Annotated in this window: 13 protein-coding genes; 9 read left to right on the top strand and 4 right to left on the bottom strand. The window is 61.6% G+C overall.

All coding sequences use genetic code 11. The features are described 5' to 3' along the window. Positions 1 to 36: 36 nt before the first annotated feature. Positions 37 to 708, bottom strand: coding sequence for a ribose-5-phosphate isomerase RpiA (rpiA, locus tag C4J86_RS25260; protein ID WP_124372204.1), 672 nt, complete (start codon positions 706 to 708; stop codon positions 37 to 39). A 138-nt stretch (positions 709 to 846) separates the two neighbouring features. Between rpiA and ilvA the strand changes: the two genes are divergently transcribed. From ilvA to C4J86_RS25240, 4 genes are read left to right on the top strand one after another with little or no spacing between them, the layout of a single operon-like run. Further along, entirely contained in the window at positions 847 to 2,361 is a 1,515-nt protein-coding gene (gene ilvA, locus C4J86_RS25255) for a threonine ammonia-lyase, biosynthetic (RefSeq protein WP_124372203.1), read from the top strand. Between the two features lie 40 nt (positions 2,362 to 2,401). Continuing rightward, positions 2,402 to 2,815, top strand: a complete 414-nt coding sequence (locus C4J86_RS25250; RefSeq protein ID WP_124372202.1) for a DUF2269 family protein — start codon at positions 2,402 to 2,404, stop codon at positions 2,813 to 2,815. A gap of 10 nt (positions 2,816 to 2,825) precedes the next feature. Beyond that, positions 2,826 to 4,091: an SDR family oxidoreductase gene (locus C4J86_RS25245; protein WP_124372201.1), complete on the top strand. Its 1,266-nt coding sequence runs from the start codon at positions 2,826 to 2,828 to the stop codon at positions 4,089 to 4,091. Beyond that, entirely contained in the window at positions 4,088 to 4,555 is a 468-nt protein-coding gene (locus C4J86_RS25240) for a DUF2269 domain-containing protein (protein ID WP_124372200.1), read from the top strand. The genes C4J86_RS25245 and C4J86_RS25240 overlap by 4 nt, the downstream gene beginning before the upstream one ends. A 95-nt stretch (positions 4,556 to 4,650) precedes the next feature. Here the strand turns inward: C4J86_RS25240 and C4J86_RS25235 are convergent, their stop codons facing one another. Beyond that, positions 4,651 to 5,307, bottom strand: coding sequence for an HAD family phosphatase (locus C4J86_RS25235; RefSeq protein ID WP_124372199.1), 657 nt, complete (start codon positions 5,305 to 5,307; stop codon positions 4,651 to 4,653). Between the two features lie 143 nt (positions 5,308 to 5,450). On the opposite strand from C4J86_RS25235, the gene C4J86_RS25230 reads away from it, so the two are divergent. After that, positions 5,451 to 5,930, top strand: a complete 480-nt coding sequence (locus C4J86_RS25230) for an RNA pyrophosphohydrolase (protein WP_003176750.1) — start codon at positions 5,451 to 5,453, stop codon at positions 5,928 to 5,930. 22 nt (positions 5,931 to 5,952) lie between these two features. After that, complete coding sequence (gene ptsP, locus C4J86_RS25225) at positions 5,953 to 8,232, top strand: phosphoenolpyruvate--protein phosphotransferase (protein ID WP_124364847.1); 2,280 nt, start codon at positions 5,953 to 5,955, stop codon at positions 8,230 to 8,232. Positions 8,233 to 8,358: 126 nt separating this feature from the next. On the opposite strand, the gene C4J86_RS25220 is transcribed toward ptsP, so the two are convergent. Then, positions 8,359 to 9,105 (bottom strand): NRDE family protein, encoded by a 747-nt coding sequence (locus C4J86_RS25220; RefSeq protein ID WP_124372198.1) that lies wholly within the window; start codon positions 9,103 to 9,105, stop codon positions 8,359 to 8,361. Between the two features lie 218 nt (positions 9,106 to 9,323). On the opposite strand from C4J86_RS25220, the gene lgt reads away from it, so the two are divergent. After that, positions 9,324 to 10,136, top strand: coding sequence for a prolipoprotein diacylglyceryl transferase (lgt, locus tag C4J86_RS25215; RefSeq protein WP_122542012.1), 813 nt, complete (start codon positions 9,324 to 9,326; stop codon positions 10,134 to 10,136). A gap of 51 nt (positions 10,137 to 10,187) precedes the next feature. Next, complete coding sequence (locus tag C4J86_RS25210) at positions 10,188 to 11,021, top strand: thymidylate synthase (RefSeq protein WP_124364845.1); 834 nt, start codon at positions 10,188 to 10,190, stop codon at positions 11,019 to 11,021. A 68-nt stretch (positions 11,022 to 11,089) separates the two neighbouring features. Here the strand turns inward: C4J86_RS25210 and cadR are convergent, their stop codons facing one another. Then, positions 11,090 to 11,530, bottom strand: a complete 441-nt coding sequence (gene cadR / locus C4J86_RS25205) for a Cd(II)/Pb(II)-responsive transcriptional regulator (protein WP_124364844.1) — start codon at positions 11,528 to 11,530, stop codon at positions 11,090 to 11,092. Between the two features lie 85 nt (positions 11,531 to 11,615). Here cadR and C4J86_RS25200 point away from each other — a divergent pair, with 85 nt between their 5' ends. Then, positions 11,616 to 13,868 carry a heavy metal translocating P-type ATPase gene (locus C4J86_RS25200; protein ID WP_124372197.1) on the top strand — a complete coding sequence of 751 codons (2,253 nt, stop codon included), beginning with the start codon at positions 11,616 to 11,618 and terminating at the stop codon, positions 13,866 to 13,868. The last annotated feature ends 6 nt before the right edge of the window (positions 13,869 to 13,874 follow it).

The following is a 13,874-nucleotide window of genomic DNA, read 5'->3' as shown; positions in this document are numbered from 1 at the left end:
GAGCAAGCCCCCTCCCACATTTGAACTGCGGTGTTCTTAAGCTTTGAGGGTTTTCACGCCTTCCGGGGTACCCAACAGCAGCACATCCGCCGGGCGTGCGGCGAACAGGCCGTTGGTCACCACGCCAACGATGGCGTTGATCTGCGTCTCCAGTTCCACCGGGTTGGTGATCTGCATGTTGAACACATCGAGGATGATGTTGCCGTTATCAGTCAACACGCCTTCACGGTACACCGGGTCGCCGCCCAGCTTCACCAGCTCGCGGGCCACGTGGCTGCGGGCCATCGGGATGACTTCCACCGGCAGCGGGAATGCACCGAGCACCGGCACCAGCTTGCTGGCGTCGGCAATGCAGATGAAGGTCTTGGCCACGGCCGCGACGATCTTCTCGCGGGTCAGGGCTGCGCCGCCGCCTTTGATCAGGTTCAGATGGGCATCGCTTTCGTCCGCGCCGTCGATGTAGAACTCCAGGTCGCTCACGGTGTTGAGCTCGTACACCGGAATGCCATGGCCTTTAAGGCGTGCGGCGGTCGCTTCGGAGCTGGCCACTGCGCCATCGAACGCACCTTTATGCTGGGCCAGCGCATCGATAAAGCAGTTGGCAGTGGAGCCGGTGCCGACACCGACGATGCTCTTGTCGTCGAGTTTGGGAAGGATTAAATCGACAGCGGCCTGGGCCACTGCCTGTTTGAGTTGATCCTGGGTCATGCGGGCTCCGGAACGGGCGGGGGAGTGATCGAGGGCGGCGAGTATACCCCAACAAACCTTGGGATTCGTGTGGTCTCCCGGCCAAAAGCCGGGTTAGACTCCCTGGCCATGCCCAACCCCTGAAGTAGATGCCTGCCGATGCTTGAACACTACGTCAAAAAGATCCTCACCTCGCGCGTTTACGACGTTGCCGTAGAAACACCCCTGCAGACTGCCCGCCAGCTTTCCGAGCGGCTGGGCAACCAGATTTGGCTCAAGCGCGAAGACTTGCAGCCGGTGTTCTCGTTCAAGATTCGCGGCGCCTACAACAAGCTGTGCCAGCTCAGCGCAGAGGAGCGCACACGCGGCGTGGTCACCGCCTCGGCGGGCAACCATGCCCAGGGCCTGGCCCTGGCGGCCAAGGTGCTGGGGGTCAAGGCAACGATCGTGATGCCCAAGACCACCCCGGAAATCAAGGTCGAAGGCGTGCGCTCGCGGGGCGGCAAGGTGGTGCTGCACGGTGATTCTTTCCCGGAAGCCCTGGCCTACTCACTGAAGCTGGTCGATGAAAAAGGCTACGTCTACATTCACCCTTATGATGATCCGCACACCATTGCCGGGCAGGGCACCGTGGCGATGGAGATCCTGCGCCAGCATCCAGGGCCGTTGGACGCAATCTTCGTACCGGTGGGCGGCGGCGGGTTGATCGCCGGGATTGCGGCGTATGTGAAATACCTGCGCCCGGACATCAAGATCATCGGCGTCGAGCCGGACGACTCCAACTGCCTGCAAGCGGCGATGGCGGCGGGTGAGCGCGTGGTGCTGCCGACCGTGGGTATCTTCGCCGATGGCGTGGCGGTGGCGCAGATCGGCCAGCACACCTTCGACATCTGCAAAGACTATGTGGATGAAGTGATCACCGTCAGCACCGATGAAATCTGTGCGGCAATCAAGGATATCTACGACGACACGCGCTCGATCACCGAGCCGGCAGGCGCATTGGGCGTGGCCGGGATCAAGAAGTATGTCGAGACCCGTGGCGTCAGCGGCCAGACCTTTGTTGCCATCGACTCCGGCGCCAACGTCAACTTTGACCGCCTGCGCCATGTGGCCGAACGCGCCGAACTGGGTGAAGGCCGCGAAGCCATCATCGCCGTGACCATTCCCGAGAAACCGGGCAGCTTCAAGGCATTCTGCGAGGCAGTGGGCAAGCGCCAGATCACCGAATTCAACTACCGCTATCACACCGGCAGCGAGGCGCACATCTTCGTCGGCGTGCAGACCCACCCGGAAAACGACCCGCGCAGCGCATTGATCGCCAGCCTCACCGACCAGGGTTTCCCGGTGCTGGACCTCACCGAAAACGAATTGGCCAAATTGCACATCCGCCATATGGTCGGCGGGCATGCGGCCAAAGTCAGTGATGAGCTGGTGTTTCGTTTTGAATTTCCGGAACGGCCGGGGGCGTTGTTCAACTTTCTTAACAAGCTGGGCGGGCGCTGGAATATCTCGATGTTCCACTACCGCAACCACGGCGCGGCTGACGGCCGGGTGGTCGCCGGCCTGCAAGTACCGGCGGACGAGCGCCACCTGGTCCCGGCCGCCCTCGCCGAGATCGGCTACCCGTATTGGGATGAAAGCGAAAACCCGGCCTACCAGTTGTTCCTCGGTTGAGCGACTACGCTGACTGAGCGGCCTTCAAGGAATCGAGACTATGGAAACGCTGACCACCCTCAAGGTTATTCACATCGCCGCCACCGTATTGCTGCTGCTCAGCGGCCTGGGCCTGGCAGTACTGGCCTGGCGCAAGCGCAGCGCCGGACCGGCGGTGATTGTGCAACGCCCGTGGGCGTTCGTCTGGCTGCTGATGGGCATTTGTTTGGTGAGCATGCCGTTCACCGGCTGGTGGATGGTGCACCTGGTCGGCTGGCCGCTGGGGCAAACCTGGATCCTGGGTTCCAGCATTCTGTACACCGTGGCGGCGCTGGCCTGGTTCTGGCTGGTGGCGCGGCTCAATCGGCTGCGTAAAGGCGAGGGCGGTAGCCTGAATTTCACCTTGGTGCTGGCGGTGGTCAGTTTGGTGGGGTTTGTGGCGATTGCCGGGCTCATGGGGGCCAAGCCGGTTTGAAAGGAGCTTCATGAACATTCTTCTGGTAGGCGCCACCGGGTTTGTCGGGCGCCACCTGTTGCTGGCTCTGCAGCAGGCGGGGCATCAAGTGGTCGCTACTTGTCGCGAGCCTCGAAGCCAGAATTGGCCGGGCGTGGAGTGGCGCCCGCTGGATCTGAACCTGCTGGCCGTCGACCCCGAAGGTTTCGACTTTCCCGAATCCGTTGATTTACTGATCAATGCAGCCGGTCTGCTGAGCGTGGATGCGGCCGAGCTGAGCCGGGTGCAGGACCGGGGCACTTGCGCGTTGTTCGATCTGGCGGCGCAGCGCGGCGTGCGAGTGCTGCAGGTTTCCGCCCTGGGCGCTTCAGCGCAGTCCGATGTGCCGTTTCTCGCCAGCAAAGGAGCGGCTGACGACTATCTGCTTGGCCTCGGGATTGAAGCGGTGGTATTGCGACCCTCATTGGTGGTGGGTGAGGGCGGCGCCAGCAGTGCCTGGCTCGCCGCGCTTTCGCCGTGGCCGCTGATCCCGTTGCTGGACCTCAAGGCCCATCTGCAACCGGTGCATATCGCTGACGTCGTCGGGGCCGTACTGGCATTGCTGCGTCGGTGGCCAGTTGAAGCGATGGTGTTGCCATTGGTAGGGCCTGAACCGATGCGGCTGGGCCAGGTCATTGATCACTTGCGCGCCGTACAAGGCTGGGCGCCGGGCCGATACGTCCAGGCGCCGCTGCTAGGGTTGAGCGGTCGGGTGGGCGACCGCCTGGGTTGGCGTGCGCTGAACAGACAAAGCATTACTCTGGCGCAACAGGACAACGTGGCCGACCCCGAGGTGCTGGCTTCGGTCTGCGGTTATTCGGCGGCGCCGCTGTCGTCGCGTTTGCAGGGCTGGCCGACAGCGGCCGTGAGCAGCCAGCTTACGATCCGTCCCTTGATGCTGGCGGTGCTGGTGCTGATCTGGCTGGGCACCGCAGCGGTGTGCCTGGGGCCGGGGTACGAGTGGGGCTTGCGCATCATGGCGCAGGCAGGCGTGCACGGTGTTTGGGCGATGCTGGCGGTGATCGGCGGGTCGCTGTGCGATGGTCTGTTGGGCATCGGGCTGCTGATCAGGCGCTGGCGGCGCCACACCCTGCTATTGCAACTGTTGTTGATGGCCGGATACACCGTAGTCATCAGCTTCGTTTTGCCCCACTACTGGTTCGACCCCTACGCCGCCGTCGCCAAGAACCTGGTGCTGATGGTGGCTACGTTATGGCTTTTTTGGACTGAACCTACTGTGAATGAGTGTCGCCGATGAGTGCTTACCTGCTGCTCAAAACCCTGCATATCCTTTCGTCCACCATCCTGTTCGGGCTGGGCGCGGGCTCGGCCTACTACGCGTTGCGCGCCTGGCGCAGCGGCAAAGTGGAAGTGATCGCCGTAACATTCAAACACCTGGTCTTTGCCGACTGGGCGTTTACCGCGACCACGGCAGTGTTCCAGCCATTGAGTGGGATCGGCTTGATGCATCTGGCGGGTTGGTCATTGCAGCAGAGTTGGTTGCAGTGGACGTTCGGTTTGTATGTGTTGGCGGGGATCTGCTGGCTGCCAGTGGTGTGGTTGCAGATTCGTGTGCACCAGATGGCGGAACAGGCGTTGCGCGAAGGTACGGCGATGCCACTCAAGGCCGCAACCTATATGCGCTGGTGGTTTGGCCTGGGTTGGCCTGCATTCCTGGCGTTCATGGCGATTTTCTACCTGATGGTGGCCAAGCCTATGTAAGGCTTGGGCCCGTGTCGCCTGCATCGGGGGCAAGCCCCCTCCCACATTTGAAATGCATTCCAAGTGTGGGAGGGGGCTTGCTCCCGATGGCTTTATCAGCCGCGCAGCGTAATCACCGGCCAGCCCCGCTTTTCAGCCTCGGCCCGCAAATTCGGGTCTGGATCCACCGCCACCGGATGAGTCACCTGCTCCAGCAGCGGCAAATCATTCATCGAGTCGCTATAGAAGTAGCTGTCTTCCAGGGTATACCCGGTCTCTTCCAGCCAACGGTTCAAGCGCGTCACCTTGCCTTCACGAAAGCAAGGCACATCGGTGCTGCGCCCGGTGTAGCGGCCATTTTCCATCTCGCACTCGGTGGCGATCAGGGTTTCAACCCCCAGCCGTGCGGCAATCGGCGCGGTGACGAAACGGTTGGTGGCGGTGATGATCACCAGCATGTCGCCGGCGGCGCGGTGCTTGGCCAGCAGTTCCACGGCCTTGGGCAGCATGATCGGCTCGATGCAGTCGCGCATGTAGTCGTTGTGCCATTCGTCCAACTGAGCCATCTCGGTGCGGCCGAGGATTTCCAGGCAGAAGTTCAGGTAAGCGGCGTTGTCCAGCTTGCCAGCCAGGTAGTCCTGATAGAACGCGTCGTTACGCGCCTTGTAAGCCACCGGGTCGAGAATCCTGCGTTCACACAGGTAATCACCCCAGGCGTGATCGCTGTCACCGCCCAGGAGCGTGTTGTCCAAGTCGAATAAAGCCAGGCGCATTGCGGTTACTCGCTGAAAAGTCTGTAAAAAGGCGTCCAGAATACGGTCTTTTCACAAGAGTGCACATAAGGTAAGAAGCCTCGTTGCCGCTGGATGAACCTTTGTGGAACAATGCGGCGACATGCGTTTGCGAGGTTGTTGCCGTGATCGACCCCGATGGTTTCCGTCCTAATGTCGGGATTATTCTTACGAATGATGCCGGACAGGTGCTATGGGCTCGCCGAATCAACCAAGATGCCTGGCAGTTTCCTCAAGGTGGGATCAACCCCGACGAAACCCCTGAAGACGCCTTGTACCGTGAGTTGAACGAAGAAGTCGGCCTTGAGCGCGAAGATGTGCAGATTCTGGCCTGCACCCGGGGCTGGTTGCGCTATCGTTTGCCGCAACGCCTGGTGCGTACCCACAGCCAACCGCTGTGTATCGGCCAGAAGCAGAAATGGTTTCTCCTGCGCCTGATCTCCAATGAGCAGCGGGTGCGGATGGATTTGACCGGTAAACCGGAGTTCGATGGCTGGCGCTGGGTCAGCTATTGGTATCCGCTGGGCCAGGTGGTGACATTCAAGCGCGAGGTTTATCGTCGCGCTCTCAAAGAGCTTGCCCCGCGCCTTTTAGCGCGCGACTGACGACGGAGTTCGACCCCGAGCCATGCTCAATACGCTGCGCAAGATCGTCCAGGAAGTTAACTCCGCCAAGGATCTCAAGGCGGCGTTGGGGATTATTGTGTTGCGCGTCAAGGAAGCCATGGGCAGCCAGGTCTGCTCGGTTTACCTGCTGGACCCCGAGACCAACCGTTTTGTGCTGATGGCCACCGAGGGCTTGAACAAGCGCTCCATCGGCAAAGTCAGCATGGCGCCCAATGAAGGTCTGGTGGGCCTGGTGGGGACGCGTGAAGAACCCCTGAACCTTGAAAACGCGGCCGATCACCCGCGTTATCGCTACTTTGCCGAAACCGGCGAAGAGCGCTACGCCTCGTTCCTCGGTGCGCCGATCATTCACCACCGCCGCGTCGTCGGCGTGCTGGTCATCCAACAGAAAGAACGTCGCCAGTTCGACGAAGGTGAAGAAGCCTTCCTGGTGACCATGAGCGCGCAGCTGGCCGGGGTTATCGCCCACGCCGAAGCCACGGGCTCGATTCGCGGCCTGGGTCGCCAGGGCAAGGGCATCCAGGAGGCCAAGTTCGTCGGCGTGCCGGGTTCGCCGGGGGCCGCCGTCGGTACGGCGGTGGTCATGCTGCCACCGGCCGACCTCGATGTGGTACCGGACAAGACCGTTCACGACATCGACGCTGAAATCAAACTGTTCAAGACCGCCCTGGAAGGCGTGCGCGCCGACATGCGCAACCTGTCGACCAAGCTGGCCACCCAGTTGCGCCCGGAAGAGCGGGCGCTGTTCGACGTGTACCAGATGATGCTCGACGACGCGTCCCTGGGTAATGAAGTCAAGACCGTGATCAAGACCGGCCAGTGGGCCCAGGGCGCGCTGCGTCAGGTGGTCACCGATCACGTCAACCGTTTCGAATTGATGGACGACGCCTACCTGCGCGAGCGTGCCTCGGATGTGCGCGACCTCGGTCGCCGTCTGCTGGCCTACCTGCAGGAAGACCGCACCACCAATCTGGTCTACCCCGACAACACCATCCTGATCAGCGAAGAACTGACCGCCACCATGCTCGGCGAAGTGCCTGAGGGCAAATTGGTCGGCCTGGTCTCGGTATTGGGCTCGGGTAACTCCCACGTTGCGATCCTGGCTCGCGCCATGGGCATTCCGACGGTGATGGGCCTGGTGGACCTGCCGTATTCCAAGGTGGATGGCATCGACATGATCGTCGATGGCCATCGCGGCGAAGTCTTTACCAACCCCAGCGAATTGCTGCGCAAGCAATACGCCGAAGTGGTCGAGGAAGAGAAACAACTGGCGCTGGGCCTCGACTCGTTGCGCGAATTGCCGTGCGTGACCCTCGACGGCCACCGCGTGCCGCTGCTGGTGAACACCGGCCTGCTGGCCGATGTGGCCCGGGCGCAACAGCGTGGCGCTGAAGGGGTGGGGCTGTACCGCACCGAAGTGCCGTTCATGATCAACCAGCGTTTCCCGAGTGAGAAGGAGCAGCTGGCGATTTATCGCGAGCAACTGCAGGCCTTCCACCCGTTGCCGGTGACCATGCGCAGCCTGGATATCGGCGGCGACAAGTCACTGTCGTATTTCCCGATCAAGGAAGACAACCCCTTCCTCGGCTGGCGCGGGATTCGCGTCACCCTCGACCACCCTGAAATTTTCCTGGTGCAGACCCGCGCCATGCTCAAGGCCAGCGAAGGCCTGAATAACCTGCGTATCCTGCTGCCGATGATCTCCGGCACCCACGAGCTGGAAGAAGCACTGCACCTGATCCACCGTGCCTGGGGCGAAGTGCGCGACGAAGGCGCCGACGTGCCGATGCCGCCGATTGGCGTGATGATCGAAATCCCGGCGGCGGTGTACCAGGCCAAGGAACTGGCGCGGCAGGTGGACTTCCTGTCGGTAGGCTCCAACGACCTGACCCAATACCTGCTCGCCGTAGACCGCAACAACCCGCGGGTAGCCGACCTGTACGACTACCTGCACCCGGCCGTGCTACAAGCGCTGCAGCATGTGGTGCGCGACGCCCATGCCGAAGGCAAGCCGGTGAGTATCTGCGGTGAAATGGCCGGCGACCCGGCGGCGGCGGTGCTGTTGATGGCGATGGGCTTTGACAGCCTGTCGATGAACGCCACCAACTTGCCCAAAGTGAAGTGGATGCTGCGCCAGGTTGAATTGAGCATGGCCAAGGATTTGCTGGCCGAGCTGATGACCATCGACAATCCGCAAGTTATCCACAGCTCGCTGCAATTGGCGCTGAAGAACCTGGGGTTGACGCGGATGATCAACCCGGCTTCTGCAAAAACGCTCTAGAGACATGCGCTGATCAAAAATGTGGGAGGGGGCTTGCCCCCGATTGCGGTGTATCAGTACCAGATACTCTGACTGACACACTGCTATCGGGGGCAAGCCCCCTCCCACATTTGATTTTCGTTGTGTTTAGAGATTGAGTTCAACCTCGCCCAAGCGGCCACCCTGCGGCCCGAAACTGCGCTCCACCATCCGCCGCGTGCCGTCAGCATTCACGATCAACGCTGTGCTCGCCCGCGTCCCGTAACTCGGGCTGGCGATAAACACACTCGACAGCAAACTCTCCGTCGCCAAGCCCACACCGGTATCCGGCAAGTCAGCAAACGGTGCGGTCTGCGGGTCGCTCAAAATTCCCAGCAACGCGTCCGGCTGTGGATCGTCGAGGATTTCAACGAGTGCCGCCTTGGCTTTGAGCAGCTTCGGCCAGGGCGTATCCAAACCGGCATTGGATAAACCGTACACGCCCGCCTCCAACCGCGTCGGCTCGGTCTCGTTGGCGTTGTAGTGCCAAAGCTCATCCCGCGTGCCCACTAAGAGATTAAACCCGGCGTATTCAATCGAACGACCGTTAACTTCCGCCAAATAATCGTCAATCGGCAGCGAACCACTGAGAAAGCGCGCCACCAGCTCACCACGGGACTTGCGTGACGGCGGCTGGTGCGGGTCGCGGATATTGGTGAGCGCAGCAAAACGCCCCTCGGCGTTCACCCCCAGCCAAGTGCCGCCCGCTTCCTGATCGCGGCCGGCGTAGACCTGTGGTGCATCCGGCCATTGAGCCAGCGGCAGGCTGGGCCGGGCGTAGAATTCATCACGGTTGGCTGCGACGATCAGCGGTTGGGCATGGCCCGGCCGCCAGGCAAAAACAATCAGGCACATCGGGCGATCCCTTGTGTGTTTTTTCTTCACTCTACTCACAGAACCGCAGGCGTTCCATCGTAACGAAGTTGGGCCGCGCACCTTCCATCCGTTAACATGCCGGGCTGTTTGGTGTGTATGTGAACTTCTTAATTTGATCTCGCAGCTGTAACGCAGGCTTAATCGCGCATCGGCATGGTCCGGTGCGTCATGACTAAATGTTTTAACGAGGAGTCGCAATGCTGCCTTACCCGCAGATCGACCCGGTGGCCCTGGCCATCGGTCCGCTGAAAATCCATTGGTATGGGTTGATGTACCTGATCGGCATCGGCGGTGCCTGGCTGCTGGCGTCCCGGCGCCTGAACCGTTTCGACCCGACCTGGACCAAGGAGAAACTCTCCGACATGGTGTTCTGGTTGTCGATGGGGGTCATTGTCGGTGGGCGACTCGGGTATGTGCTGTTCTACGATCTGTCGGCCTACATCGCCAACCCGACGCTGATCTTTGAGGTGTGGAAGGGCGGCATGGCGTTCCATGGTGGGTTTATCGGCGTGATGATCGCCGCCTGGTGGTTTGGCCGGCGCAACGGCAAGTCGTTTTTCCAGCTGATGGACTTCGTCGCGCCGCTGGTGCCGATTGGCCTGGGCGCTGGGCGTATCGGTAACTTCATCAATGCCGAGCTGTGGGGCAAACCGACCGATGTGCCGTGGGCCATGGTGTTCCCGCCGTTCAGCGACCCGGCGCAACTGCCGCGCCATCCGTCGCAGCTGTACCAGTTCGCCCTGGAAGGTGTGGCATTGTTCCTCATCCTGTACATCTTCTCGCGCAAGCCACGCCCAACCATGGCCGTGTCGGGGATGTTCGCGCTGTTCTACGGGATCTTCCGCTTCATCGTCGAGTTCGTGCGCGTACCGGATGCGCAGTTGGGCTACCTGGCGTGGGGCTGGTTGACCATGGGGCAGGTGCTCAGCATCCCGATGATCCTGGTCGGCCTGGGCCTGCTGTGGTGGGCTTACAACCGCCCACAAGGCATCAAGAGCACCGCGCTTTAAATTCGAACGCCGAGGCGTGCGCGCCTCGGCTTCAACGATACGGGTACCCACATGAAGCAATACCTCGAACTCCTGCACGACGTCGTGACCAATGGCCTGACCAAGGGCGATCGTACCGGCACCGGCACCAAGGCCGTGTTCGCCCGTCAGTATCGGCATAACCTGGCCGACGGCTTCCCGCTGCTGACCACCAAGAAGCTGCATTTCAAAAGCATCGCCAACGAACTGATCTGGATGTTGAGCGGCAACACCAACATCAAGTGGCTCAACGAAAACGGCGTGCGTATCTGGGATGAATGGGCCACCGAAGACGGCGACCTGGGCCCGGTGTACGGCGAGCAGTGGACCGCCTGGCCCACGAAGGACGGCGGCAAGATCAACCAGATCGACTACATGGTCGAGACGTTGAAGACCAACCCCAACAGCCGCCGCATCCTGTTCCACGGCTGGAACGTCGAATACCTGCCGGACGAAACCAAGAGCCCCCAGGAAAACGCGCGCAACGGCAAGCAAGCCCTGCCTCCGTGCCACCTGCTGTACCAGGCGTTCGTGCATGACGGCCATCTGTCGATGCAGTTATACATCCGCAGCTCCGATGTATTCCTCGGCCTGCCCTATAACACTGCCGCCCTGGCGTTGTTGACCCACATGCTGGCCCAGCAGTGCGACCTGATCCCCCACGAGATCATCGTCACCACCGGCGACACCCACGCGTACAGCAACCACATGGAGCAGATCCAGACTCAGCTCGCGCGCACGCCGAAAAAGCTGCCGGAACTGGTGATCAAGCGTAAGCCTGCGTCGATCTACGACTACAAGTTCGAAGACTTTGAAATCGTCGGCTACGACGCCGACCCAAGCATCAAGGCTGACGTGGCGATCTAAAGTCTGCCCTGATCTAAATGTGGGAGGGGGCAAGCCCCCTCCCACATTTGGTCCGCGTTCACTTGAGTCTAATGCCCGTGGCTTCTGCCCACATGCGACGGCTCGGCCTCGCTGGCCTGCACGCTGCCGCTGACCTCCAAGCGCTGCAAGATCCCGCACTGCGCCCCGCCGCCACAGCGCTGGCGCAAGTCCAGCAATTGTTCCTGCAACGCCAGCAGCCCATCGATCCGCGCTTTCACATGGTGGATATGTTCGTCGATCAACGCATTCACGCTTTCGCATTGGTCCTGTGGGCTGTCACGCAGGCTGAGCAGGCTGCGGATTTCCTCCAGGGTCATGTCGAGGCTGCGGCAGTTGCGGATAAAGATCAGCCGCTCGGTGTGCGCCTGGGTGTACACCCGGTAGTTGCCGTCAGTGCGCGCCGGGGGTGGCAGCAGGCTTTCCTTCTCGTAATAACGGATGGTTTCCACCGGGCAGTCGGTCAGTTTGGCCAGTTCGCCGATCTTCATCGCAGCAATCTCCAAATGGGTGCTTGACCCTATAGTGGCTACAGGGTCTTTACTTGGCAACAGGCACATCTACGGACGCGACAGCATGAGCGATTCCCTCCACACCCCGCATAAGCACGATCACGACCATGATCATGATCACGGCGAGCAAACGCTCAAGCCGGCGCATGACCACGGCGGCGGGTGCTGCTCCGGAACCCCGGCGCCTGCAAAAGTACAGCTGAGCGACGGCCCCACCGCCGGCTCGCGCCTGAGCACCTTTCGCATCGAAGCGATGGACTGCCCCACCGAACAGACGCTGATCCAGAACAAACTGGGCAAGCTCGCCGGGGTGCAGCAGCTGGAATTCAACCTGATCAACCGCATCCTCGGCGTCACCCATGACTTGCCGAGCACTGCGCCGATCATCGACGCCATCAAATCCATCGGCATGCAGGCCGACCCGATCGAAGAAGGGGCTCCCGCCGCCGCGCCGCCCGCCAAGAAGCACTGGTGGCCGCTGGCAGTCTCGGGCGTGGGCGCATTGGGCGCCGAAGTCCTGCATTTCACGGGCGTGGCGCCGACCTGGGTGATCGCCCTGGTGGCGCTGGTGTCGATCCTCAGCGGTGGCCTCACCACTTACAAAAAGGGCTGGATTGCCCTGAAAAACCTTAACCTGAACATCAACGCGCTGATGAGTATCGCCGTGACCGGCGCCGTGCTGATTGGCCAATGGCCGGAAGCGGCGATGGTGATGTTCCTGTTTACCGTGGCCGAGTTGATCGAAGCCAAGTCCCTGGACCGTGCGCGCAATGCCATCAGCGGCTTGATGCAGATGACCCCGGAGCAGGCCACGGTGCGCCAGGCGGACGGTTCATGGCTGGAACAGGAGGTCAAAAGTATCGATCCTGGCGCCATCGTGCGGGTAAAGCCCGGCGAACGCATCGGCCTGGACGGTGAGGTGACGGCCGGTCAATCCACTATCGACCAGGCGCCGATCACCGGTGAAAGCCTGCCGATCGAAAAAACTGTGGGCGATAAAGTCTTCGCCGGTACGATCAACCAGGCCGGTTCCCTGGAATACAAGGTGACCGCAGCGGCGAATAATTCCACGTTGGCGCGGATCATCCACGCGGTGGAGCAGGCCCAGGGCGCCCGGGCGCCGACCCAGCGTTTTGTCGACCGCTTCTCCAAGGTCTATACACCCGCAGTGTTCCTGTTTGCCCTGGGCGTGGCGGTCATACCGCCGCTGTTCATGGCGGGCGTCTGGTTCGACTGGATCTACCGCGCCCTGGTGTTGCTGGTGGTCGCGTGCCCGTGCGCCCTGGTGATTTCCACCCCGGTGACGATTGTCAGCGGCCTTGCGGCGGCGGCGCGCAAAGGCATTCTGATCAAGGGCGGCGTGTACCTGGAGGGCGGTTACAAGCTCAACTACCTCGCCCTGGACAAGACCGGCACCATCACCCACGGCAAGCCGGTGCAAACCGACTACTTGCCGCTGTTCGCCACGGTGCAGGACAGCGCGCCGGCGCTGGCCGCGAGTTTGGCCGGCCGTTCCGACCACCCGGTGTCCCTGGCGATCGCCAACGCGGCGGTGGATAAAAACCTGGTGTCTTACGTTGTGGATAACTTCGCGGCATTGCCCGGTCGTGGCGTGCGCGGAGACATAAACGGCGAAACCTACCATCTGGGCAATCACCGTCTGGTGGAAGACCTCGGGCTGTGCTCGCCGGCCCTGGAAGAGAAACTCTTCGCCCTGGAAAAACAAGGCAAGTCCGTGGTGTTGCTGCTTGACAAGTCGGGTCCGCTGGCCCTGTTCGCGGTGGCCGACACGGTCAAGGACAGCAGCCGCGAAGCCATCCGGCAACTGCACGAACTGGGCGTCAAGACCCTGATGCTCACCGGCGATAACACCCACACCGCCCAGGCGATTGCCGCCCAGGTCGGTATCGACCAGGCCCAGGGCGACCTGCTGCCCACCGATAAGCTGCACGCCATTGTAGCGCTCTACGGCCAGGGCCACCGCGTCGGCATGGTCGGCGACGGCATCAACGACGCCCCGGCCCTGGCACGCGCTGAAATCGGCTTTGCCATGGCCGCCGCGGGCACCGACACCGCCATCGAGACCGCCGATGTCGCGCTGATGGACGATGATCTGCGCAAGATCCCGGCATTCATTCGGCTCTCCAGGCAAACGTCGAGTATCCTCAAACAGAACATCGCCCTGGCGCTGGTGATCAAGGCCATCTTCCTGGCGGTCACCTTCCTGGGCATGGCGACGATGTGGATGGCGGTGTTCGCCGACATGGGCGTCAGCCTGCTGGTGGTGTTCAATGGCCTGCGCCTGTTGCGCAAATAGACGATG

Origin of the sequence: Pseudomonas sp. R2-7-07 (genome assembly GCF_003852355.1) — a bacterium.
Lineage (GTDB): Bacteria > Pseudomonadota > Gammaproteobacteria > Pseudomonadales > Pseudomonadaceae > Aquipseudomonas.
Note: the sequence above shows the minus strand (reverse complement) of the source record. Positions and strands in the feature narration are given on the sequence as shown.

Excerpts from the sequence above, each read along its gene's own strand:
- rpiA (WP_124372204.1), bottom strand. The coding sequence starts at position 708 with ATGACCCAGGATCAACTCAAACAGGCAGTGGCCCAGGCCGCTGTCGAT.
- ilvA (WP_124372203.1), top strand. The coding sequence starts at position 847 with ATGCTTGAACACTACGTCAAAAAGATCCTCACCTCGCGCGTTTACGAC.
- C4J86_RS25250 (WP_124372202.1), top strand. The coding sequence starts at position 2,402 with ATGGAAACGCTGACCACCCTCAAGGTTATTCACATCGCCGCCACCGTA.
- C4J86_RS25245 (WP_124372201.1), top strand. The coding sequence starts at position 2,826 with ATGAACATTCTTCTGGTAGGCGCCACCGGGTTTGTCGGGCGCCACCTG.
- C4J86_RS25240 (WP_124372200.1), top strand. The coding sequence starts at position 4,088 with ATGAGTGCTTACCTGCTGCTCAAAACCCTGCATATCCTTTCGTCCACC.
- C4J86_RS25235 (WP_124372199.1), bottom strand. The coding sequence starts at position 5,307 with ATGCGCCTGGCTTTATTCGACTTGGACAACACGCTCCTGGGCGGTGAC.
- ptsP (WP_124364847.1), top strand. The coding sequence starts at position 5,953 with ATGCTCAATACGCTGCGCAAGATCGTCCAGGAAGTTAACTCCGCCAAG.
- C4J86_RS25220 (WP_124372198.1), bottom strand. The coding sequence starts at position 9,105 with ATGTGCCTGATTGTTTTTGCCTGGCGGCCGGGCCATGCCCAACCGCTG.
- lgt (WP_122542012.1), top strand. The coding sequence starts at position 9,324 with ATGCTGCCTTACCCGCAGATCGACCCGGTGGCCCTGGCCATCGGTCCG.
- C4J86_RS25210 (WP_124364845.1), top strand. The coding sequence starts at position 10,188 with ATGAAGCAATACCTCGAACTCCTGCACGACGTCGTGACCAATGGCCTG.
- cadR (WP_124364844.1), bottom strand. The coding sequence starts at position 11,530 with ATGAAGATCGGCGAACTGGCCAAACTGACCGACTGCCCGGTGGAAACC.
- C4J86_RS25200 (WP_124372197.1), top strand. The coding sequence starts at position 11,616 with ATGAGCGATTCCCTCCACACCCCGCATAAGCACGATCACGACCATGAT.